At 73.1% G+C, this 21570-nt stretch carries 17 protein-coding genes; 6 read left to right on the top strand and 11 right to left on the bottom strand.

The window, feature by feature from the left end; all coding sequences use genetic code 11:
• Positions 1-64 precede the first annotated feature (64 nt).
• On the top strand, positions 65-589 hold the full coding sequence (locus tag AF335_RS31100; RefSeq protein ID WP_102921767.1) for a copper chaperone PCu(A)C: 525 nt from the start codon (positions 65-67) through the stop codon (positions 587-589).
• Between the two features lie 385 nt (positions 590-974).
• Here the strand turns inward: AF335_RS31100 and AF335_RS31105 are convergent, their stop codons facing one another.
• Entirely contained in the window at positions 975-1598 is a 624-nt protein-coding gene (locus AF335_RS31105; protein WP_244927213.1) for a sigma-70 family RNA polymerase sigma factor, read from the bottom strand.
• A gap of 73 nt (positions 1599-1671) precedes the next feature.
• On the opposite strand from AF335_RS31105, the gene AF335_RS36075 reads away from it, so the two are divergent.
• Positions 1672-1842: a zf-HC2 domain-containing protein gene (locus AF335_RS36075; RefSeq protein WP_244927214.1), complete on the top strand. Its 171-nt coding sequence runs from the start codon at positions 1672-1674 to the stop codon at positions 1840-1842.
• Between the two features lie 199 nt (positions 1843-2041).
• Here the strand turns inward: AF335_RS36075 and AF335_RS31115 are convergent, their stop codons facing one another.
• Together AF335_RS31115 and AF335_RS31120 are read right to left on the bottom strand one after the other, a co-directional pair.
• On the bottom strand, positions 2042-2812 hold the full coding sequence (locus tag AF335_RS31115) for a hypothetical protein (RefSeq protein ID WP_228773363.1): 771 nt from the start codon (positions 2810-2812) through the stop codon (positions 2042-2044).
• A gap of 368 nt (positions 2813-3180) precedes the next feature.
• The gene (locus AF335_RS31120) at positions 3181-3654 is read right to left on the bottom strand and encodes a histone (RefSeq protein ID WP_102921769.1); all 474 of its coding nucleotides are present in this window, start codon (positions 3652-3654) and stop codon (positions 3181-3183) included.
• 161 nt (positions 3655-3815) lie between these two features.
• On the opposite strand from AF335_RS31120, the gene AF335_RS31125 reads away from it, so the two are divergent.
• On the top strand, positions 3816-5147 hold the full coding sequence (locus AF335_RS31125) for a helix-turn-helix domain-containing protein (protein WP_102921770.1): 1332 nt from the start codon (positions 3816-3818) through the stop codon (positions 5145-5147).
• 61 nt (positions 5148-5208) lie between these two features.
• Positions 5209-6732 carry an acetaldehyde dehydrogenase ExaC gene (gene exaC, locus AF335_RS31130; protein WP_102921771.1) on the top strand — a complete coding sequence of 508 codons (1524 nt, stop codon included), beginning with the start codon at positions 5209-5211 and terminating at the stop codon, positions 6730-6732.
• Between the two features lie 162 nt (positions 6733-6894).
• Here the strand turns inward: exaC and AF335_RS31135 are convergent, their stop codons facing one another.
• The 4 genes from AF335_RS31135 to wecB form a co-directional block, all read right to left on the bottom strand.
• Positions 6895-7983: an NHL repeat-containing protein gene (locus AF335_RS31135; protein WP_211304147.1), complete on the bottom strand. Its 1089-nt coding sequence runs from the start codon at positions 7981-7983 to the stop codon at positions 6895-6897.
• Between the two features lie 125 nt (positions 7984-8108).
• Positions 8109-10415 (bottom strand): NHL repeat-containing protein, encoded by a 2307-nt coding sequence (locus AF335_RS31140; protein WP_102921773.1) that lies wholly within the window; start codon positions 10413-10415, stop codon positions 8109-8111.
• A 39-nt stretch (positions 10416-10454) separates the two neighbouring features.
• Positions 10455-10595 carry a hypothetical protein gene (locus tag AF335_RS34960; protein WP_170127847.1) on the bottom strand — a complete coding sequence of 47 codons (141 nt, stop codon included), beginning with the start codon at positions 10593-10595 and terminating at the stop codon, positions 10455-10457.
• Positions 10595-11818, bottom strand: coding sequence for a non-hydrolyzing UDP-N-acetylglucosamine 2-epimerase (wecB, locus tag AF335_RS31145; RefSeq protein ID WP_342353980.1), 1224 nt, complete (start codon positions 11816-11818; stop codon positions 10595-10597). The genes AF335_RS34960 and wecB overlap by 1 nt, the downstream gene beginning before the upstream one ends.
• Positions 11819-12501: 683 nt before the next feature.
• Here wecB and AF335_RS31150 point away from each other — a divergent pair.
• On the top strand, positions 12502-13863 hold the full coding sequence (locus tag AF335_RS31150) for a glycosyltransferase (RefSeq protein WP_102921775.1): 1362 nt from the start codon (positions 12502-12504) through the stop codon (positions 13861-13863).
• Between the two features lie 177 nt (positions 13864-14040).
• Here the strand turns inward: AF335_RS31150 and AF335_RS31155 are convergent, their stop codons facing one another.
• From AF335_RS31155 to AF335_RS31175, 3 genes are all read right to left on the bottom strand, one after another.
• Positions 14041-15564, bottom strand: a complete 1524-nt coding sequence (locus AF335_RS31155) for a cytochrome P450 (protein WP_342353981.1) — start codon at positions 15562-15564, stop codon at positions 14041-14043.
• Positions 15565-15588: 24 nt separating this feature from the next.
• Complete coding sequence (locus AF335_RS31165; RefSeq protein WP_102921778.1) at positions 15589-16650, bottom strand: terpene synthase family protein; 1062 nt, start codon at positions 16648-16650, stop codon at positions 15589-15591.
• A gap of 797 nt (positions 16651-17447) precedes the next feature.
• Positions 17448-18110, bottom strand: coding sequence for a GGDEF domain-containing protein (locus AF335_RS31175; protein ID WP_170127848.1), 663 nt, complete (start codon positions 18108-18110; stop codon positions 17448-17450).
• Positions 18111-18503: 393 nt separating this feature from the next.
• On the opposite strand from AF335_RS31175, the gene AF335_RS31180 reads away from it, so the two are divergent.
• Positions 18504-18971, top strand: coding sequence for a DUF779 domain-containing protein (locus tag AF335_RS31180; RefSeq protein ID WP_102921780.1), 468 nt, complete (start codon positions 18504-18506; stop codon positions 18969-18971).
• Positions 18972-19012: 41 nt separating this feature from the next.
• On the opposite strand, the gene AF335_RS31185 is transcribed toward AF335_RS31180, so the two are convergent.
• A complete protein-coding gene (locus tag AF335_RS31185) occupies positions 19013-21427 on the bottom strand; it encodes a putative bifunctional diguanylate cyclase/phosphodiesterase (RefSeq protein WP_228773362.1) in 2415 nt (804 codons plus the stop codon).
• Positions 21428-21570 lie beyond the last annotated feature (143 nt).

A 21570-nucleotide genomic window follows, 5' to 3' on the forward strand; every position in this document is an offset into this window, starting at 1 on the left:
GTGAAGAAGGACCACTCCTCCGACGGCCGGAGGGACGGCCGTACGGACACGGGCGGGGGCGCGGGTGGCACCCCCATGGGCGCGGCCGCGGCCCGGGCCGGCGGCCGGCCACCGGCCTGGCCGGGGTCGCCGTGCCGCCCTCGTCCCGCTGCTCGCCGCCGCGGTCACGCTCGGCGGCCTGGGCGCCTGGACGCTGTCCGGGGCGGCGGCCCGCCCGGCGACCGTGACGGTCGACGACGCGCGGATCCTGCTCCCCTTCGGCGCCGACGACACGGCCGCGTTCTTCCGTATCCGCAACACGGGTGACGTGGCCGACGAACTGGTGGACGTCGACGTCCCGGACGCCGGTGGCACGATGCTGAGCCGCACCGTGGTCGAACGGGGCGCGGGCTCGATGCGCATGCTCACGTCCGTACCGGTGCCGGCGGGCGGGACGCTGGAGATGTCCCCGCACGGCCTGGACGTGATGGTGGTGCGCCCGCCCCGGCTCCGGCTGGGCGAACGACTCCCGGTGACGCTGCGGTTCCGCGAGAGCGGGGCGGTACGGGTGGAGGCGCTGGTGGTACGGGCGGGCAGCGGGGCCGGGTGACGGGGTGAGGCGGCCGGGCGGTGGCCCGGGTACCGGTTCTGCGGCATAAGCCGCCCCGTGCGCTCCGCGTCCTGCCGGAGCGTCAGCCACGCTGCGGCCCCGCACCGGGTGGCCCGCGTCCGCCACGTCCGGATGGGCAGGGGCGGGCGGCGGGGCCGGGCGGGGCGTCGCACCGCCACGGTCCGCTGTCGTCCGTGGCCCACCGGGGCGGCGAGCGGGCCCGTCGGCCGACGGGCGGTGACGTCCGGGGGCCGGTGACGGCCGTCCGCCCTTGTGCACGAGAACGCCGGGCGGGCCGTGGAAGCGGCCCGCCCGGCGTTCGGGCGTGCGGGGCCGGCCTGTGTTCCGGGGGCCGCGGCCTAGCGGGCCCGGACCTCCGGGCCCGCTAGGCCGCGGCCCGCACCCCCGCCATCACGGGCATTCTCGTGACGCCGCCCCTGGCGGCACCGGCGGCACCGGCGGCCCGCTCCGCGGTCTCCAACTGGACGATCAGCGCCTCACGCGCCCGCGCCACCCGCGACCGGACGGTGCCGACCGGGCACCCCGCGACGACCGCGGCCTCCGCGTACGGCAGGCCCAGGAGCTGGGTGAGGACGAACGCCTCGCGCCGCTCGTAGGGCAGCCGGTCGAGCAGCTGCGACAGGGCCACGCCCTCGTCGAAGCCGGGCAGCTCGGCGGACTGGGTTCGTTCGGCGGCCGCCTGCCAGTCGTCCGTGTCGGAGAGGCGGGGCCGGGCCGCGTTGAAGCGGAGCCGGTCCACGACCGTGCGGCGGGCGATGGTCAGCAGCCACGTACGGGCCGAGGAGCGGCCCTCGAAGCGCGGCAGCGAGCGCAGCGCGCGCAGATACGTCTCCTGCACGAGGTCGTCCGCACCCTGCGGGTCGTTGCTGAGCCGGGCCACGTAGCGCCGTACGTCGTGCTGGGTGGCGCGGATGAAGTGTTCCACCGCGTCGGCGTCACCGCCGCGGGCGGCGAGCGCCCAGGCGGTCACCGTCTCGTCGTCACGCACGGCGGCCTCCCGCGAGGACGGACAGGCGGGGGGTGGTGCGGGGGGCGCCGGTGGCGCCGGGGACGATGGCGGGGTGCACTGCCGTGAGTTCCGTACCGCCCTGTCCGCCCGCCTCGACGGCGAGGAGCCGCCTCCGGGCCTGTCCGGTCCGGTGCTCGACGCCCATCTGCTGGGCTGCGTCGAATGCCGTGGCTGGGGCGAGCGGGCGCGCCGGCTCAAGCTGCTGACGGCGGGCCTCGGCTGAGGCGGCCGGGGAGGAGGTCGGTGCTGCGGCGGTCGGCGGCGGGGTGTGCCGTCGTGGCGCGGCCTGCGTGCGGGCAGGGGTCATCGCCGTGGGTCCTTCCTGGAATCCGGGCGTCCGGCCCTGGGCGTGCGAGGGCGGCGGCGTCCCGGTGACGTGGTTCGGCCAGGTCGGTCGCCGTCAGCCGGCGGACGGAGGTCCGTCAGACGGCGGCGGCGACGGGGCGGGCCGGTGGACCACGGGTGGCGAGGACATGGGCGTAGAGCAGCTGCCGCAGCCGCTGCGCGGCGCGGGTGCGGTCGGCGCGGATGCGCGGCGGGCCCGGGCGCGTGGGGACGTCCCGGAAGAGGACGAGCAGGGGCGCGAAGAGCCGGGTGCGCAGGGTGCGGCCGAGCCGGAAGGCGGCCTGTTCGCCTCCGGCGAGCCAGATGCCGCAGACGAGGGCGACGACGACGTGGGCGGACCACATGGCGAGGGCGCCGTGGCCGGCGTGCATGGACATGTCGTGCCCTGACATGCCTGCCATGCCCATGGAGTGGTCCATGGGCATGGGAGCCATGTCCGGCATGCCAGGCATGGAGTGACCCCCACCTGACATACCCGCCATGCCCGCCATCCCTGACATGTCGCCCATACCCCCCGTACCACCGGGGAGGGGGAAGTCGCCGTCCAGGCCGAGCCGCGCCGCGCGCGCCGCGTTGGCGGCGACGTTCTGCGCGAGGGCGAAGAAGTGGTGCAGGGCGGTCTGGGCGCCGACCGTCGCGAGCGTGATGAGCAGCGGGCCGCGTTCACGCCCGGCGAGGAACCACGCCGCGCTGCCCGTACCGGACAGCGCCACGACGACGGCCCACCAGGGGACGGTCGTCCCCGACATGACCGCGTGGCCCAGGGCAGCGAGCAGCACACAGACCGCTGCGAACATCGCGGCTCGCAGCGTCCGGGGTCCCTGGTACGGCGACTGCCCTGCGCTCATGACGGGGACATCGTTGCACCCGCCCCGCGCGGAGCGACGACGGGGGGCGTACTGACGCCCGTACGTCCGCCCGCTCGGGCGCACGGAACCGCCCCGTACCGTCCGCCCGGCGGTACGAGGCGGTGGGCCGCCGGCTCGGGGGAAGGACCGACGGCCCGGGTCCCGTCGCTCCATTGGGACTCGCGTAGCCGAGTCAACCGCGCGGCAGCCGGCGCGGGAACGTGTGCGCGGGGGTCCGCGCGGGTGCGTTCCGCACACCCCGTGTGAACGTGTGTCCTCCGTTCTGCGCCCGGGGGCCCGGCGGCCCGGCCCGTGCTTCCGCTTCCGGGCCGGACGGGCGCGGGGCCGGGGGCGGGACCGGGCAGGGGCTATCGGGGCGTCTCCTCCGTGGGCGCCGGGTCGGAGGCCGCCGGGCCAGAGGCCGCCGGGTCGGGCGCCTTGCCGGGGGCGGCCTTCTTCGTGGCGGCCTTGGTCGCGGTCTTCGCCGGGGCGGCCTTCGTCGAGGTCTTCGCCGAGGCGGCCTTCGTCGCAGTGGTCTTCGTCGAGGCGGTCTTCCTCGCGGGCGCCTTCCGGGCGGCGGCCTTCTTCCCGGACGCCGCCTTCTTCGCGGCCGCCGCGGGCGTCTTCTTCCCGGGCAGCCAGGCGGCGCTCGACCGGTCGCCGAAGCGGGTGCCTATCGCGCCCTTGATCACGGAGAGCGCGGCGGGCACGGCGGCGATGGCGGCGGCCTTCAGCGCGGACACGTCGGTCAGGTCGAAGCCGTCGGCGAGGAGGAGGCCGAGGAAGGTGGTGAGGTAGGCGGCGAGGGTGCGTTCGAGTACGTCCATGACAACTTTGGGCATGTTTTCTCGTCCGGTCTTCTGTTCGTGTCCGATGGGTAAAGGAAGAGTCGTGGCGGGGAGGGCGCGGCCGCAAGCCCCGGCGCCCGTACCGCAAGTACGGCCGCGCGGACCGCCCTTGGGCGGGTGACCGGGCGGCCGACCGGGGTGGGGAGGGATTCACGGTGGTCAACCCGTGGCTGGCGATGGCGTGCGGGGAGGGACCCGCCGAGCGGTGCCGTACGGTCCGGGGCGCGCACGAGGCGTTCGTGACGGGAGGGGCGGGCGGAGGTGCCGGCGGGGCGGTGGACCCGCGGGTGCGGGCGGTCGTGGCCGACTCGTGGCGGCGTTCGGCGGCGGCGCTGCCGGTGCCCGAGTTCATGGCGCCGGTGGAGCTGACGGACGCGGAGCTGGAGAGCCATCGCCGGGCCCATCCGCTGGCGGCCGTGCTGCCGCTCTTCCGCGAGCTGCTCGGTTCCGTCGCCGAGGACGGGGCGCACCTGCTCGCGGTCTGCGACGCGGCGGGGCGGCTGCTGTGGGTGGAGGGGCCCGCGGGGATGCGCAGGGGCGCGGAGCGGATGAACTTCGTCGCGGGGGCCCGCTGGGACGAGCGGCACGCGGGGACGAACGCGCCGGGCACGGCGCTGGCGCTGGGCCACCCCGTGCAGATCTTCGCCACGGAGCACTACAACCGCCTGGTCCAGCCGTGGACGTGCGCGGCGGCTCCGGTGCGCGACCCGTGGACCGGGCGGCTGCTGGGCGTGGTGGACATCACCGGCGGCGATCACCTGGCGGGGCCGCACAGCCTGGCGCTGGTGCGGGCGACGGCCAGGGCCGCGGAGGCCGAGCTGGCGGCCGCCGGGGAGCCGGTGCGCGACGGGCTGGCGGCGCTGGGCCGCGACGAGGCGCTGCTGACGCTGGGGGGCCGGCGGTTGCGGCTGGGGCGCCGCCACAGCGAGATCCTCGTGCTGCTGGCGGACCACCCGGCGGGCCTGACGGGCGACCAGCTGATGGCGGGGCTGTACGGGGACCGGCCGGTGCCGCCGGTGACGCTGCGCGCGGAGCTGTCACGGCTGAGACGTCTGGTGGGCCCGTTGCTGGGCTCGCGCCCGTACCGGCTGTGCGCGCCGTTGGAGACGGACTTCGCCGGGGTGGGGCGCGCGCTGGCCGAGGACGGCCCGCGGGGGGCGGTGCGGGCGTACGGGGGCCCGCTGCTGCCGTCGTCGGAGGCGCCGGGGGTGTGCCGGACGCGGCGCCGGCTGGAGGGTCTGCTGCGGCGGGCCGTGCTGGGCTCGGGCGACGCGGCGGCGCTCCAGCTGTGGGCCGACGCCCCGTGGGGCGGGGAGGACCTGGAGGTGTGGGAGCGGCTGCTGGCGGCGCTGCCGGTGAGCGCGCCGCAGCGGGGTGCGGTGGCGGCGGAGGCGGTACGGCTGCGCGCGGCGTACGCGCCGGGGGCGGACGTACGAGGGCGGGCACCGGGCGTGCGGGCAACGTCCGCGCAACCCCTCCGGGGCTAGCTTCCTCCCGGTCGCCGTCCGCGCGGGAGCGGGCGGCAGTGAACGGGAAGGGCGATCCCTCATGACGCGCTACGCGAACCCCGGCTCCTCCGACGCGGTCGTCTCGTACCGGTCGCGGTACGACCACTGGATCGGCGGCGCGTATGTGCCGCCGGCGAAGGGGCGGTACTTCGAGAACCCGACGCCGGTGAACGGGCAGCCGTTCACGGAGGTCGCGCGGGGCACGGCGGAGGACGTCGAGCGGGCGCTGGACGCCGCGCACGCGGCGGCGCCGGCGTGGGGGCGCACGTCGCCGGCGGACCGGGCGGCGGTCCTGAACCGGATCGCCGACCGTATGGAGGAGCACCTGACGGCGCTGGCCGTCGCGGAGTCCTGGGAGAACGGCAAACCGGTCCGCGAGACCCTGGCCGCCGACATCCCGCTGGCCATCGACCACTTCCGCTACTTCGCGGGCGCGCTCCGGGCCCAGGAGGGGAGCCTGTCGGAGCTGGACGAGGACACGGTGGCGTACCACTTCCACGAGCCCCTGGGCGTGGTCGCCCAGATCATCCCCTGGAACTTCCCCCTCCTGATGGCCTCGTGGAAGCTGGCCCCGGCGCTGGCCGCGGGCAACGCGGTGGTCCTCAAGCCGGCCGAGCAGACCCCGGCGTCCATCCATGTGTGGATGGAGCTGGTGGCGGACCTGCTGCCGCCGGGCGTGGTGAACATCGTCAACGGCTTCGGCGTGGAGGCCGGGAAGCCGCTGGCGTCCAGCCCCCGCGTGGCCAAGATCGCCTTCACGGGCGAGACCACGACGGGCCGCCTGATCATGCAGTACGCGTCCGAGAACCTGAAGCCGGTCACCCTCGAACTGGGCGGCAAGAGCCCGAACATCTTCTTCGACGACGTCTCGGCGGCCGACGACGACTTCCTGGACAAGGCCCTCGAAGGCTTCACGATGTTCGCCCTCAACCAGGGCGAGGTCTGCACCTGCCCGTCCCGCGCCCTGATCCAGCGCGGCCACTACACCCCCTTCATGGAGGCGGCCACGGCCCGCACGGAGGCGATCGTCCCGGGACATCCCCTGGACACCACCACGATGATCGGCGCCCAGGCGTCCAACGACCAGCTGGAGAAGATCCTCTCCTATCTGGACCTGGGCAAGCAGGAAGGCGCCCGCATCCTCACCGGCGGAGCCAGGGCCGACCTCGGCGGCGACCTCAAGGGCGGCTACTACGTCCAGCCCACGATCTTCGAGGGCGACAACCGCATGCGCATCTTCCAGGAGGAGATCTTCGGCCCCGTCGTCGCCGTCACCTCCTTCAAGGACTTCGACGACGCGATGACCCTGGCCAACGACACCCTCTACGGCCTGGGCGCCGGCGTCTGGACCCGCAACGGCACCACGGCCTACCGAGCCGGCCGCACCATCCAGGCCGGCCGGGTCTGGACGAACTGCTACCACGCGTACCCGGCCCACGCGGCCTTCGGCGGCTACAAGCAGTCGGGCATAGGCCGCGAGGGCCACCAGATGATGCTGAGCCACTACCAGCAGACGAAGAACCTGCTGGTGAGCTACTCGGCGAAGAAGCTGGGCTTCTTCTAGAGAAGCGAAGTCCGCCGTCCGGAGCGGGCGTTGCCCGGCGGCGCGTACGTGCCGCCGGCTCGGCGACCGGCGCTTCTCCTTCACAGCGGTCGGCGAGGCCCCGCCGATGCGGTAACCGGGCGGCACCCCCGCGATAGCCCCTCCGTGACGCGAGCGGAGGGGCTATCGCGGGAAAGACCCGTGCCGCGGTGCCCCGCGGCACACCTTCCGTACCCGGTGGTTGCCGAAGTCGCCGATATACAGCTCGCCGGCGCCGTCGACCGCGATTCCAAGGGGCTGGTCCAGCGCGGCCAGAGGAGCGGGCCCGCCGTCACCGCCGTAGCCCTTGGACCCGTCGCCGGCCACCGTGGTGATGATGCCGTCCGGGCCCACCCTCCGCACCCGCTCATTGCCGTAATCGGTGATGTAGAGATTGCCGACGCCGTCGACCAACACGCATTGCGGCAGGTTGAGGGCGGCTGCGGTGGCGGGGCCCCCGTCGCCGCCGAAGCCGATGGCGCCGTTACCGGCGACCGTGGTGATGGTCCCGTCCGGACCCACCCTCCGCACCCGGTAGTTGTACCGGTCCGCGATGTAGAGGTTACCGACCCCGTCGACCGCCACGGCGTGGGGGAAGTTCAGCGACGCGGCCGTGGCGGGACCTCCGTCACCGCCGAAACCGTCGGAACCGTTACCGGCCACCGTGACGATGACGCCGTCCGGGCCCACCCTCCGCACCCGGTGGTTGTAGTCGTCGGCGATGTACAGGTTGCCGGCGCCGTCGACGGCCATGGCGTGCGGGAAGTTCAGTGAGGCGGCGATCGCGGGCCCTCCGTCGCCGCCGAACGCGGCGGTGCCGTCACCGGCCACCGTGGTGATGATCCCGTCCGGACCCACCCTCCGCACCCGCTGGTTGGAGCGGTCCGCGATGTAGAGGTTGCCCCGGCCGTCCAGTGCCACACCGGCGGGATCTTTGAGGCTCGCCTCGGTGGCGGGCCCGCCGTCGCCGCCGTAGCCCTTGGACCCGTCGCCGGCCACGGTGGTGATGATGCCGTCCGGGCCCACCTTCCGCACCCGGTGGTTCTGGTAGTCGGCGATGTAGAGAGCGCCTACGGCATCGAGAGCCATGCCGTAGGGACACCGAAGGGCGGCGGCGGTGGCGGGTCCGCCGTCGCCGCCGAACCCGGGGGTGCCGTTCCCCGCCACCGTGGTGATGGTGCTCCCGGACAGCGGCGTTGTCGGTTCCGCGATTCCGTCCTTCGTCGTTGCCACGTCCATGGTGCCCCTTTTCGCCGGATGATGGATGGGCCACGGCACACGGGTCCCGTCCGGCCGGGCGGGCCGGACGGGACCCTGTGCGCTGTCTTACGAACCTTCGTGCCCGCTGTTCACACCGGTCACAGGATGCGACCGGTCAGCGGCACGGGTGCGAGGCGGCCGATGACAGCCCGGCCGTCGGTGGACTGGGTGCCCGATGTCGCGCCCGGCAGCGCCTTGACCACGATCGTGTGGATCAGGGAGGTCTTGTCCGTGGTGCCGGTGTTCAGGTGCGGGTTGGACTGGATGACGAGCGTCTTGCCGTTGTCCTCGAGGCGGGTGTCGAGGTTCCCCGTGACGTACGGCTTGGTGTTGTAGTAGCCGTAGGAGGCGGCGCCGGTGAACTCGAAGCCGGTGGGGGCGGTGATCCGCTGTTCGATGGTGCCGGGGTTGACCGGCTGGTTGTCGAACGAACGGAACTCCAGGTTGAACTTGGCGGTCTGGCCCGGTGCCGCCGCGGGTACCGACGCCTGCACCACTCGCAGCGCGGTCTCGTCCTGGGCCTTGCTGGTGATCTTGCCGGAGATCTGGACCGGGGTGTGCCGGCCGATGCTGGCCGAGCCGTTGTCGTACTGCCCGGGCAGCGCGTTGATGCGGGCCTGGACGGGGATCGTGTAGATCACCGAGCCGCTGTCGCTGGTGGTGGTGTTGACGTGCGGGTTGGCGGTGATGATCAGGGTCCGGCCGTCGTCCTCGATCCGGTAGTCGAGGCTTCCGGTGACGATGCCGTCGAGGGCCTCGTAGTACGCGTACGTGGGCTGTCCGGCGAAGACGAAGGCCGTCGGGGCGGTGAAGCGCTGGACGATGGTGCCGGGGTTGACCGGCTGCCCGGCCGGTGAGGTGTAGCGCATGATGAAGGTGGACCGCTGGCCCGGGGCGACGTCGGGAATCGTGTCCTGATAGATCGTCAGCGCCGTCTCGTCCGCGACGGGGGCGGGCACGACGACCGTGACGGGCAGGGCGTACGTGTTGTCCTTCAGGTTCAGGTCCCCGCCGTACTGGATCTCCAGCGTGGACTCGTACGTGCCCGCAGGGGTGGTGTCCGGGGCGATCACCCGGAAGACGCCGTCCAAGCTCCCCTGGTACGGGATGAGCTGCTGTCCGGTGAACGTGCGGGTGAGCCGCTGTCCCGTGCTGCCCGGGCCGCCGACGAGGCCGTCGGCCAGGGTGAGCACCACGGTCACGTGCTGGCCGTCGGCCGGGTTCGGACCGCGGCTCCTGATCCGCGCGCCGAGGTCGAACTCCTGGCCGCGCTGCACCCGGTACGGGCTGACGACCTCTCCGTACAGGTCGGCGGCCGGCGGGAGCGGCGGGGTCATCTGGGCCACGCCCGTGACGCCGCGGATCCGCTGGTTGCTCTGGTCGGCGATGTACAGGTTGCCGGCCCGGTCCAGTGCGATTCCATAGGGGTAGTAGAGGCGCGTGCCCGCGGCGGGTCCGCCGTCGTCGACGTATCCGGCGGTGCCGTTGCCCGCGATGGTGGTGATGATGCCGTCCGAGGTGACCTTGCGGATCCGGTGGTTGTGGCCGTCGCCGATGTACAGGTTGCCGGCCTCGTCCAGCGCCACCCCCCAGGGGTAGTGGAGCCGGGTGCCGAGGGCCGGTCCGCCGTCGGAGACGTATCCGGCGGTGCCGTTGCCCGCCACGGTGGTGATGATGCCGTTGGGCGTGACCTTGCGGATCCGGTGGTTGTGCCGGTCGGCGATGTAGAGGTTGCCGGCGGCGTCCACGGTCAGACCGATGGGGTAGTACAGCCGGGTGGCGATGGCCGGTCCGCCGTCGGAGACGTATCCGGCGGTGCCGTTGCCCGCGATGGTGGTGATGTTGCCGTTGGGGGTGACCTTGCGGATCCGGTGGTTGCCGTAGTCGGCGATGTACAGATTTCCGCTACGGTCCACAGCCACCCCGTACGGGGAGTTGAGCGGGGTGGCGATGGCGGGTCCGCCGTCGGAGACGTATCCGGCGGTGCCGTTGCCCGCGACGGTGGTGATGATGCCGTTGGGCGTGACCTTGCGGATCCGGTGGTTGCTGGTGTCGGCGATGTAGAGATTGCCCGCGTCGTCGACCGCCACGCTGCTGGGGTTGTAGAGGCGGGTGGCGACAGCCGGTCCACCGTCGGAGATGTAGCCGGCGGTGCCGTCGCCGGCGATGGTGGTGATGTTGCCGTTGGGGGTGACCTTGCGGATGCGGTGGTTGGCCTGGTCGGCGATGTAGAGGTTGCCGTTCTTGTCCACGGTCACGTCGGTGGGGTTGTAGACCCTGGTCAGCGCGCCCGGTCCGCCGTCGGAGATGAACCCGGCCACGCCGTTGCCCGCCACCGTGGCGATGGCGCCTTCGGCCAGGCCCGCGGGCTGCGGGCCGGTTCCGGTGCTGGTTGTGGTTGCCATGAGTTGGTGCTCCTGTCTCTGGTGTGAGGACTGGGGCGCTCAGTGGTAGTGGGACCTGGCGGCCGAAGGCGATCCGCGGGTCGTGCCCTTGCCGGCCACCGTCGGAGCATTGCCTTCCGCGCTCCCCGCCGCGCCCTTGCCCGCGAGCGCCACCGCGGGCCGCGCTGCCGGGGTCGTCATCACCGCTCCCCCGGGATGTCGGACGGCTTGGGCACCATGCCCAGAAGCCAGCCGCAGGCGGCCGCGCAGCGCCGGGCCGCCCGTCCGTCGCCGTAGGGATTGCGCCGCGGGTACGGACCATTCGTCGTGCCCGACAGCGCGCCCTCGCGTACGAATTCCTTTTCCGCCGCCGCCACGATCTCCGACTCCTGGGTGCCGACGAGCCGGGCGAGACCGGAATCGATTCCTTCGGTTCGCTCGGTGTTGTCGCGGGTCACCAGAACCGGAATACCGAAGGCCGCGGCCTCCTCCTGAATTCCACCCGAGTCCGTGATGGCCAGAACGGAGCGGGCGAGCAGCCGCGCGAAGACGTCGTACGGAATAGGGCCCGGCAGATGCACATTAGGGCGGCCGTGCAAGGGCTCCTGGATCGTGGTACGGACCAAAGGGTTCATGTGCGCCGCCACCACGAAGGTGACTTCCGGGTATTGGTGGCTGAGACTCGCCACTGCTCGGCCGATGCGCCGGATGGGGTCTCCCCAGTTCTCCCGGCGGTGCGCGGTCACCAGAACCAGCGGAGCGGAATTCGCGATTCGATGCAGAAGTGGATCGCCGGCGGCGGGCGGGCGGCGGCTCGCGGCGACGACCGCGTCGATCACGGTGTTGCCGGTCACCAGGATCCGCTCGGCCGCCACCCCTTCGGCGATCAGATTCCGGTGGGCGGCACGGGTAGGCGCCAGGTGCAGATCGCTCACCTCGGCGATCATGCGGCGGTTCGCCTCCTCGGGGAACGGGTTGCGCAGGTCCCCGGAGCGCAGCCCCGCCTCCACGTGCACCACGGGGACCGAGGAGTAGAACCCGGCCATGGCCCCGGCCAGGGCGGAGGCGGTGTCGCCCTGGACGACGACCGCGTGGGCCGCGGGCGCACGCAGCCTCTCGCCCAGCCTGCTCAGCAGCCCGGACGTCAGCTCGGAGACCGAAACCGCGCCGACCGGTGCCGTCAGCTCCACCTGCGCGCGCAGCCCGAAGCAGGAGAGGGTCTCCCGGACCACCTCGCCGTGCTGGCCGGTGGCGATGAGGACCGGCTCCGCCCAGCTCCGCCGGTTCAGCTCCTGTACGACCGGGGCGAGTTTGACGGCCTCGGGACGGGTGCCCACGACAATGACAATGCGTTTACCGTAGTTCAACGTTCCACGCTCTCCGTCCGTCGCGCAGGGAATGGGACTACCCTCAAGATGGCGCAAACAAAAGAATGGTGGCGCACGGGATTACCATCACTGAGCAGTACGGAAGATCACGTGAAGGCATGGAAGTTGAAAGAGATGCCTACTGCTCCAGGTATGGGAGCGAGGTCCGCCGATGAAACTAACTCCGGTGCGCGCTCCGTGCAACGAGCCTGATTCGGCATGGTTGGCCGGATCCGGGCAGTATCCACAATCACTGGACGGGAAATCCTTGATACGTCTGGAGGGATGGATATCCGGATGCACCCGGGTTGGCGCGAAACCGCCTCCCGCAGCACCCTTCAAGCCGCGGTGCGGTCTGGCCACCGGCCGTTTCCTGAGCGAGAGTGGTCGGGCTCTCCTCCCCCTTGCGCCCAGGATGCGCTCGTTGCTGCCCGGAGGTACCTCCGCACTATGTACACGGGATTCACCTGGCCGCTGGTCGGCGGCATGGCGGCGGCCCGTGTCGGGGGAGGTGCGGCGCCCGGTCGCGGAGCTTTGCTGGCGACCATCGGTGTGGCGGTGCTGCCCGTGAGTTTCGTCCTGGGACGGGAGATACAGCGTCGCCTGACCGGACGGGAAGGGGTGGAACCGGCTCCGGAACGAGGGATCGGCCATCCGGTGGTGCCCGCCCGCCCGTATCCGGCCCCCATCATTCCGGTGGGGCCGCCCTCATGGAGACGCCAGAAGCGGGAGGTCCGTCAGTGAGACACAAGCTACTCAAGGCCGTTGACACGATCGGCTATGCGGTCATCGGCATGTCCGCGGGCTATCTCGCCCTCGCCATGAGCGCGGGGCTCTTCGAACTGCGCCGCCAGAAGGCCGCGTTACGCGTCCAGGGCGACACGGCGTACGGCAGCCCGCACCTCGGCCGCCGCGACCACCGCCACCTGTACGCCCTCATCCCCTGCCTCAACGAGGAGTCCGTGATCGGCACCACGGTCACCGGGCTGCTCGGGCCGCGCACCACGGTCATCGTCATCGACGACGGCTCGGACGACACCACCGGGCAGGAGGCCGGGCGGGCGGGCGAGGAGGCACGGGCGGCGGGACGGCCGGGCGAGGTGGTCGTGCTGCGCCGGGAGCCGCCGAACGCCCGACAGGGCAAGGGCGAGGCCCTCAACCACGGAATCCGGTGGATCCGGGAGAGCGTCGCGGCGCACGGCCAGGACCCCCGCGAGGCGATCGTCTGCGTGATGGACGCGGACGGCCGGCTCTCGGACCGGGCGCTGAGCCACGTCCTGCCGCTCTTCGACGACCCCCGCGTCGGCGGTGTGCAACTCGGTGTACGCATCCGCAACCGCCGCGGGAACTTCCTGACCTGGTTCCAGGACTACCAGTTCTGGGCGATGGCCGCGGTCACCCAGTTCGGCCGCAACCTCACCTCGACCGTCAGCCTCGGCGGCAACGGGCAGTTCACCCGGCTCCGTGCCCTGGACGGCCTGGGCGAACGCCCCTGGTCGCGATCGCTGACCGAGGACCTGGACCTGGCCATCAGCCTCGCCGTGCGCGGCTGGCGACTGCGGACCACCGCCCACGCCTCCGTGGACCAGCAGGGCGTCAGCGATCTGCGGCGGCTCGTCCGGCAGCGGACCCGCTGGTACCAGGGCCATATGACGTCGATCCGGCGGATGGGCGAGATATGGCGGGCGCCCCGGATGCGGCACCTGGCCGCCCTGGAGATGTTCTCCTACCTGCTGGTGCCCTGGGTGCTGGACCTGCCCTGGTCGATCCTCTTCCAGTACTGCCTGATCTGGTTCATCCGCAGCCCCAACGTCCTGGTGCTGCACGGCCGGCGCTCCACCGCCCTCAACGCCACCTGGCTGAAGTGGCCCGCCAACCTGGCCGCCTGGTACCTGCTCACCTTCGCGCCCGCGCTCATCACCTCCTGGACCTATCTGCGCCGGGACAAAGCCGTGGGCCTGCTGCGGGCCCTGATGCTCGGGCACTCCTTCGTCGTCATGAACTACATGTCGTTCCTCTGCGCCTGGAGCGCCCTGTTCCGCATGGTGCGCGGGCAGACGGGCTGGACCAAGACCACCCGGGAGGCCGAGGCGGCGTGCTGAGCCGCCGCGAGAGAGCGGCGGGGCCGGGGGCACGCGGTCCGGGATATGCGTTCGGTAGGCAGCCGAGGTCGCGAGGAGGGGCCGTGCGCTCAGGTGTCCGGGGGGCTGGCCGACCTCCGGACACCTGATTCGATCAACCGTGCGCCGAAGCTCCGCGCGCGCGGAACGCGGTCGCCGTCATCCGGCGCCCCCTCCCCCTTCCCCGCCCCGGGGCTCCGTCGTCATCGGGAGATGGTCCGGGTGGACGTCCACCGTGGCGGTCTTGCGGATCCGGGTGCCCGGGATCGGGCACAGGCGCCAGCGTTGGCAGATCACGGCCACCGCCACCAGCGCCTCCATGAAGGCGTAGGTGTTTCCCATGCATTGGTGGGCGCCGGCGCCGAACGGGATGAAGGCGCCCTTCGGTACGTCCGCCGACCGCTCCGGGAGCCAGCGGTCCGGGTCGAAGGCGTCCGGAGCGGGGAACCAGCGGGGGTCGTGGTGGAGGGCGTACGGGCTGTAGAGGACCTCGCCGCCGGCCGGGATCACGGTGTTCCCCAGGCGGACCGGGGTGAGCGCGCGCCGGGTGAACATCCACACCGCGTAGAGGCGCAGCACCTCCATGACGACCCGGCCGGTGTACTTCAGCGCCGGCAGGTCCTCGTGGCGCGGCGGGCGGCCGCCCAGGACCGCGTCCAGCTCCTCGTGCACCCGGGCCTCCGCCGCCGGGTTCCGGCCCAGTTCGTGGAAGAACCAGGCCAGCGTCGCGCCCGTCGTCTCGATGCCCGCTATCGCGAAATTGATCACCTGGTCGTGGACCTGCCGGTCCGTCAGCCCCGTCCCGTCCTCGTCGCGCAGGGCCAGCAGCATCGACAGCAGGTCCCCGTGGTCCTTCCCCGCCGCCCGGTAGGCCGCGATCGCCCCGTCCACGGCCCGGCCCATCTCGTCGATCGCCCGGGCGAAGCGGCGGTTCCCCGGGGTGGGCAGTCCGGTCCACCACTCCGGCAGGATCGTACGGACCATCGCGCCCCGCAGCAGGACCGGGACGCTGCGCTGCACCGCCGCGGACGCCTCACGGGTGAAGCCCACCGTGAAGAGCGTGCTGGTCAGCATCGCGAACGAGAGGTCGTTCATCACGTCCGTCACCGACAGCACCCGGCCCGGCCGCCAGCTCGTCACCGCCTCCTCCACGGCCTCGCGCACCAGCGGGGTGTAGTCCGCGACCTTCCCCCGCTGGAAGGCCGGCTGGAGGATGCGGCGCTGCTTGACGTGCGCGGCGCCCGACACCGTCCCCACTCCCCCGCCGAAGAACAGCGCCGCCTTCTCGAAGAGCCGGCCCCGTTCGAAGTGCCGCGCGTCGTCGACGAGGACGCGCTGCACCAGCTCCGGGTGGGTGATCGCGTGGATCGGCAGCGGTCCCAGCCTGAGGCGTACGACGTCGCCGTGCGCCGCCAGCGACGTGACGAAGTCGAGCGGGCTCCTCATCAGCGACGGCGCGTGGCCCACCACCGGCCACGCCCCCGGCACCGACCGCACCGGGGACGGGACGGGGCGCGGGGAAGGGACCGACTCGGACCCGGGAGGCGGCGCGCCCGCCGGGCCGCCCGACCTGCCGCTCTCCGGCCCCGTCCCGCGCGCCGACTCCCGCCCGGTCCGGGTCTCCGGATCCCGCCCCGCCCCCCTCAAGTCCCCGTTGGCGTTCCCTTCCTGACATTTCTTCACTGAGGCCCCCCTCTTTTCCCGACGTCACATGACACCCTGCTCCATGTGCGCGGACGCGGTTTCCCCTGTGTCCCCCACCGGGTCCCGCCGCCACGCCACACGCACCCGTACCGCGCTGCCGTCCTCCGTCACCTGCACCGGCGCATAGCGCGGCGACAGCTCATGGGCGCGAGTGATGCCCACGAGCAGATGCTGGTACGCCTCGAACCACCACGCCAGGGACGGGACCCGCGCGCAGACCCGGTGGCCCAGGGCGCAGGCGTCCGCCAGGGTCTCGGCGTGCCTGCGGGCGACCTCCCGGCACGCCTCGACCTCGGTGACCCCTTGCTCCCGGGCGAGGATCGGGACGAGGTTCGGCAGGCCGTCGTTCGCGTCCTTCTCCATTCCGTAGAGGTCGTTGAAGTAGACGTACAGCGTCTCCGCCAGGTGGTACGCGGTCCGGATCTCCCTGCCGTGCTCCGCCGGGGCCGTCTCCCTGCCGTAGGCGTACTGGAGCAGGTCGAGCCAGACCTGCTGGCCGGCGGTGCGGCGGCGTACGGCGAGATACGCGTCGCTGCCGGGGTGGCGGCCCCGCGACCTCAGCATCATGGCCTCGTCGTTCGTCGAGCGGTACCACGCGGTGAGGTTCGCCCCGAGCCTCCGGAGCCATCGCGCGCTCATCCCCGCCCGCCGGAACTCCTGCCCCAGTTCCCACCAGGCCCGGGCGTAGCGGTCCGTCCCCGACGCGCCGGGCGGATCCGAAGTGCCGCGGACCGCCCGCCCCATCCGCTCCGCCTCGGCCTCGGCTATGCCGCGCCCCTCTATCCGGTCGTCGTGGAAGGCCCACAGCGCCAGGAGCCGGGCGATGGTGTTCTGGCGGTCCGGCGGCGCGAGGGGGTAGCTGTGCCGGGCGAAGAGGTCGGACCTCAGGATCGTGCCGTACTTCAGGTGTTCCCCGGCCGAGGTGACCAGCGAGAGCCGGTCGAGCCAGCGGTGCACCTCCAGCTCGGGGTCGGGGACCGGATACGGGTCGGGGAGGCGGTTCCAGGACTCGGGGTAGGTCAGGAATATGTCGTGCAGCTCGGCAAGGGTCATGGGGGGGTTCATGGTCTCGGTTCCTCGTTGATCGCCGGCGATGCGCAGAAACAGGGGTACGAGCTGCCGTGCGGCGTTGCCCTGTTCAAAAGCTCTCCCGTGGGGAAGCGATACGAAGCTGTGGTCCTGCGGGGCCCGTCGAGGAGCCGGCCGCCCGCGCCTCGGCCCGTCGGCGGCACGTCAGGACGGCCACCGCGCGGACGGTGGTCTGCCGCGGCCGGGGGCGTACGGACCGGCCACGGCCGTGCCCCGCTTCCCCGAGCCGCTCTCGAACGCGCCGCCCGTCCGCATCGCCGCTCAGCCACCCGCGTCGCGATCCAGAAGGACCGGACGGACCGGGCGGACCGGATGGACCGGGCGGAACAGCGGAACCGGACGGCACGGAAGGACCGGACGGAGCGGGAGGGCCGGACGGAGCGGGAGGGCCGGGCCGGCGGAACCCACGGGACCGGCCGGGTCGGCACGGCTCACCGGGCCGACCGCAATACGCCTCGCACCCATAGCGGACCGCCCCTTTCCCGTCACCCCGACCCCGGCCCCTCCCGGTTTCCCGGCGGCGGCCGGGTCTGCCCGGAGCATCCCCACTCCACGTGAAAGGCACCACGGCAGCGTGCGTTCGGATGAAGCACTGGGGAGCGCACGGAGCATTCGTCGTCTTCGCATAGGCCAGTTGCCCATTACGCGCGCTCTCGCGCCCCCCGCCTGCGGATACTACAAAGGGCTACGGGTGTGCTACGCACAGGAGTGAACGCCCGTGACGGCGAGGACAGGAACAGGGCCCCGCACGGCCCCGCCCCGGCACCCGTCCGTCACGAAGCCTTCCGCCGCACGGCGGGCAGCAGGATCAGATGGGTGCCCGGCCGGCCCGCGCGCCGGCCGTTGGTGGTCGCGTACACATCGACGGGTCCGGCCGGCCGCCAGTGCTCGCCGAGCCGCTTGGCCGTGTACATCGCCTCGTCCGCGCCCCGCAGCAGTTCGGTGAGCCCGGCGCCGGGGCGGTGGCTGATGCGGCAGAGACCGATCGAGGCCCGTGGGGAGAGCGTCGCCGCGCTGGTTTCGAGCGGCGCGGAGAGCCGGGCCGAGAGCCCGTAGGTCAGTTCGGCGTCGGGATCCGCGTCCGGGGCGAGCCTGACCACGGCGGTGAACTCGTCACCGCCGAGCCGCGCCGCGAACCCGCCCCGCTCGCGACACCAGACCGCCAGGCGCCGGCCGACCGCCGCGATGACCTGGTCGCCCACCGCGTGGCCATGGGTGTCGTTGATCTGCTTGAAGCCGTTGAGGTCCAGGAGCAGCAGCGCGGCGTCCGGGTGCTTGATCGCCCGCTGGGCGCGGGAGGTGAACTCCTCGCGGCGCATCAGGCCCGTCAGCGGGTCGGTACGGGCGGTACGGAGCCGGCGGGCGAGGACGAGGGCGTGGGTGGCCCAGCCGAGCGAGGGGGCGACTATGGGTAAGACCTGGAGCAGCAGGTTCATCGGGCACCTTCCGGAACGGAGAGCCGGCCCGTCGCGTCGTCGTGGGGGCGCGGGGCGGGCGTGTGGGTGGGTCCGGTCATGCTGGAGATCCCCACTTCTGCCGGAAGGGAGCGAGTGACGGCGAACACCTCTCCCTCGCAAGGGCATTCGCGAGCCAGCGCGGCCCCAACGCGCGCTTCCTCTGGCGGTGGCGGCCCGTCCCCGGCAGGCTGTGCACCCCGGGTGCCCGGGCCCCGCCCCACGGACGGCCCGGTGCCCTGTCCCACGGATCGCCCGGCGCCCCGCCCGGGAAGGCACCGGACCACCCGCCCCGCGAACCACCCGCGGTACACGCCGGAACCACCGGAAAAGCTGCCGGCAGGACCGGTGGACAGACCAGCCGGAGGTCGGACCATGAGCCCACGGAACACCCACCCCACGACCCCGAGGGGCGACGCGCGGCACAGCCTGCGCGTCGCCCTCACCCCACGCGCCGCCGAGCTCGTGCGCCGGCTGCGCGCGGAGCACGGCCCCCTGATGTTCCATCAGTCCGGCGGCTGCTGCGACGGCAGCTCGCCCATGTGCTACCCGTACGGCGAGTTCCGTACGGGCGCCTCCGACGTGCTGCTCGCGGAGCTCGGCATCGACGGCGTGGCCGAACCGGTCGGGTTCTGGATGTCGGCCGACCAGTTCGAGCGCTGGCGCCACACCCACCTCACGGTGGACGTGGTGCCCGGGCGCGGCAGCGGCTTCTCCCTCGAAGCCCCCGAGGGGGTGCGCTTCCTGGTCCGGTCACGCCTGCTCACGGACGACGAGACCCGCCGCCTGGACTCCGAGGGCGAAGCCGCGCGGACGGGCCGGGACAGGCGCGGGGAGAGGTAGCCCCACGCCCCCGCCCCGTCACGGCGAGGCGTCCGGCCCCGTCACGGCGAGGCGTCCGCCGACGCCGACGCGCACAGCCGCTCCGGCGGTCCCGGCCGGGCGTAGTACCAGCCCTGCGCCGTGTCGCAGCCGAGCCCCCGCAGGTGCTCCGCCTGCGTGCCCGTCTCGACGCCCTCGACCGTCACCGACAGGTCGAGGGTGTGGGCGAGGGAGACGATCCCCTCGACGATCTTCACATCGACGGGATCGGCGGGCGAGCACTGCATGCCGCGGGTGAAGGAACGGTCCAGCTTGAGCGTGCTGACGGGCAGCCGGCGCAGGTAGGAGAGGTTGGAGTAGCCGGTGCCGAAGTCGTCGAGGGCGATGTCCACGCCCATGTCGGCGAGCTGTCGCAGCGGGCGCAGCTCCTCCTCGTCGGCGCCGATCAGCGCGTTCTCGGTGACCTCCAGGCAGAGGGCGGACGGCGGCAGTCCGGCGTTCTCCAGGACCGCGACCGTCTCGGCGACGAGGGACGGGTAGCGCAGCTGGGACGGCGAGAGGTTGACGTTGACCCGCATCGGGGCGCGGCACTTGCCCTCGCTCCGCCAGGCGCGGGCCTGCCGGGCCGCCTCCTCCAGCACCCAGCGGCCGAGCGGCACGATCAGGCCCGTGCTCTCGGCGAGCGGGATGAACTGGTCCGGGCCGAGCACGCCGTGTACGGGGTGCAGCCAGCGTACGAGCGCCTCGGCGCCCCGCACGCTGCCGTCGGTGAGCCGGACGAGCGGCTGGTACTCGATGAAGAACTCGCCGTTCTCCAGGGCCGCGGGCAGGCCGTTGGTCAGGCTGTGCCGGGCGATGGCGCGGGCGTCGCAGTCCGCGTCGGCGAGCTCGTAGCGATTGCCGCCGGCGGCCTTGGCGCGGTACATCGTGATGTCGGCGCTGCGCAGCACCTCGGCGGCGTCGCGCCCGCCCGCGGCCCCGTCGACGATGCCGATGCTGGCCCGTACGGACAGGTCGCGGCCTTCGAGGCGGACGGGCTCGGCGAGCGCGGCCAGCATCCGGCGGGCGAGCGCGGTGGCGTCGCTCGGCGCGGACGGGCCCGTGAGCAGGGCCACGAACTCGTCGCCGCCCAGGCGGGCGACGAGCTGCTCCGGCGCGGTGACGCAGGAGCGCAGCCGGTCGGCGACGGCGACGAGCAGCCGGTCGCCCACGGCGTGGCCGAGGCTGTCGTTGACGGCCTTGAAGCCGTCGAGGTCGAGGTAGCACAGGCCGAAGCGGGCGGGGCCGCCCCCGGCCGTGTCGAGCGCCCGGTCGAGGGCCTCGAAGAAGAGGGTGCGGTTGGGCAGCCCGGTGAGGGCGTCGTGGGTGGCCTCGTAGCGCAGCCGCTCGTGGAGGAGCCGGCGCTCGGTGATGTCCTCCATGAGCGCGAGCTGGTACTGGGGGCGCCCATGGGCGTCGCGCAGCAGGGACACCGTCAGATCGGTCCACAGGACGCTGCCGTCGCTGCGGTAGTACGGCTTCTCGATGCGGTAGAAGTCGCGGTCGCCGCGCACCAGCTCGCGGTAGAGGCCCCAGATGCCGGGCGCGTCGTCGGGGTGGACCATCTCGCCCACGTTCCGGCCCGTCACCTCGTGGGCCAGGCTGCCGAACATCTGGGTGAGGGCGTCGTTGACGTCCATGATACGGCCCTCGACATCGGCGATGCCGACGCCGATGGCCGCGCCCTCGAACACCGCCCGGAACCGGGCCTCGCTGGTGTGCAGGGCCCGCTCGGTCTCCGCCTGCGCGGCGAGCGCGGCGCGGGAGAGGGCCTCCTGCTCGGCGAGGGTGCGCTCGCGCAGGGCGCCGGCGAAGCCCGCGGCGACGGCGTGCTGGAGCCCCGCGCAGCGGGCGCGGGCCTCCTCCGGCGTGCGGACGCCGTCGCCCGGCGGGCAGTACGCGAGGAGGTGGGCGTCGACGGCGCCGAGGATCAGCGGCAGCGTCTCCGGGTCGGTGCAGTGCGCCTTGACGAGCGCGGCGCCGACCTCGGCGGCGGGCGCGGGGTCGAATTCGGGTGCGCGCAGCGCGGCGGCGAGCCGCTCGACGAGGGGGACGAGATGGCTCTCGAACTCGTCGCGGGTCATGGGCGTCGCGGTGGCCGGGTGGATCACCCGGTTCCAGACCGCGGCGAAGCGCCGCGGGCCGTCGCCGGACGCCGTGCCCGGAACGTCCGGCCCCGGGTCGCGGCCGGCGGCGCGGCCCCGCTCTTCCCCGTCCCGCTCCCCCTCGCACGGCCGGAGCTCGCACCGCTGGAGCCCGCGCGGCCGGAGCTCGCACGGCTGGAGCCCGCACGCGTCCGAGCCGCCCGGCTCCGGGCCCTTGGTCTCGGCCTCGTCGGCGCCGTCGCCACCGTCACCGCCGGCCGTCTCCCGTGCACGGGCGTGCGTCTGCCCGTCCCGTACACAGAATCCGGCGATCCTGCCCACCGCGGCGCCCATAGCGGGCGCCCCGCTTCCGATTCCCACCCCGACCCCGACCCCGGTTCCACCCGCGGTTCCGTTTCCGGTTCCGCTTGTCGTTCCGTCTGTTGCCCCGCCCGGCGCCCTGTCCCCCACAAGGTGCCCGGCGACTTCCGTCCTGG

The organism is Streptomyces eurocidicus, from assembly GCF_002891295.1.
GTDB classification, from domain to species: domain Bacteria; phylum Actinomycetota; class Actinomycetes; order Streptomycetales; family Streptomycetaceae; genus Streptomyces; species Streptomyces eurocidicus.

Excerpts from the sequence above, each read along its gene's own strand:
- AF335_RS31115 (WP_228773363.1), bottom strand. The coding sequence starts at position 2,812 with ATGAGCGCAGGGCAGTCGCCGTACCAGGGACCCCGGACGCTGCGAGCC.
- AF335_RS31120 (WP_102921769.1), bottom strand. The coding sequence starts at position 3,654 with ATGCCCAAAGTTGTCATGGACGTACTCGAACGCACCCTCGCCGCCTAC.
- exaC (WP_102921771.1), top strand. The coding sequence starts at position 5,209 with ATGACGCGCTACGCGAACCCCGGCTCCTCCGACGCGGTCGTCTCGTAC.
- AF335_RS31140 (WP_102921773.1), bottom strand. The coding sequence starts at position 10,415 with ATGGCAACCACAACCAGCACCGGAACCGGCCCGCAGCCCGCGGGCCTG.
- AF335_RS34960 (WP_170127847.1), bottom strand. The coding sequence starts at position 10,595 with ATGACGACCCCGGCAGCGCGGCCCGCGGTGGCGCTCGCGGGCAAGGGC.
- AF335_RS31165 (WP_102921778.1), bottom strand. The coding sequence starts at position 16,650 with ATGAACCCCCCCATGACCCTTGCCGAGCTGCACGACATATTCCTGACC.
- AF335_RS31175 (WP_170127848.1), bottom strand. The coding sequence starts at position 18,110 with ATGAACCTGCTGCTCCAGGTCTTACCCATAGTCGCCCCCTCGCTCGGC.
- AF335_RS31180 (WP_102921780.1), top strand. The coding sequence starts at position 18,504 with ATGAGCCCACGGAACACCCACCCCACGACCCCGAGGGGCGACGCGCGG.
- AF335_RS31185 (WP_228773362.1), bottom strand. The coding sequence starts at position 21,427 with ATGGGCGCCGCGGTGGGCAGGATCGCCGGATTCTGTGTACGGGACGGG.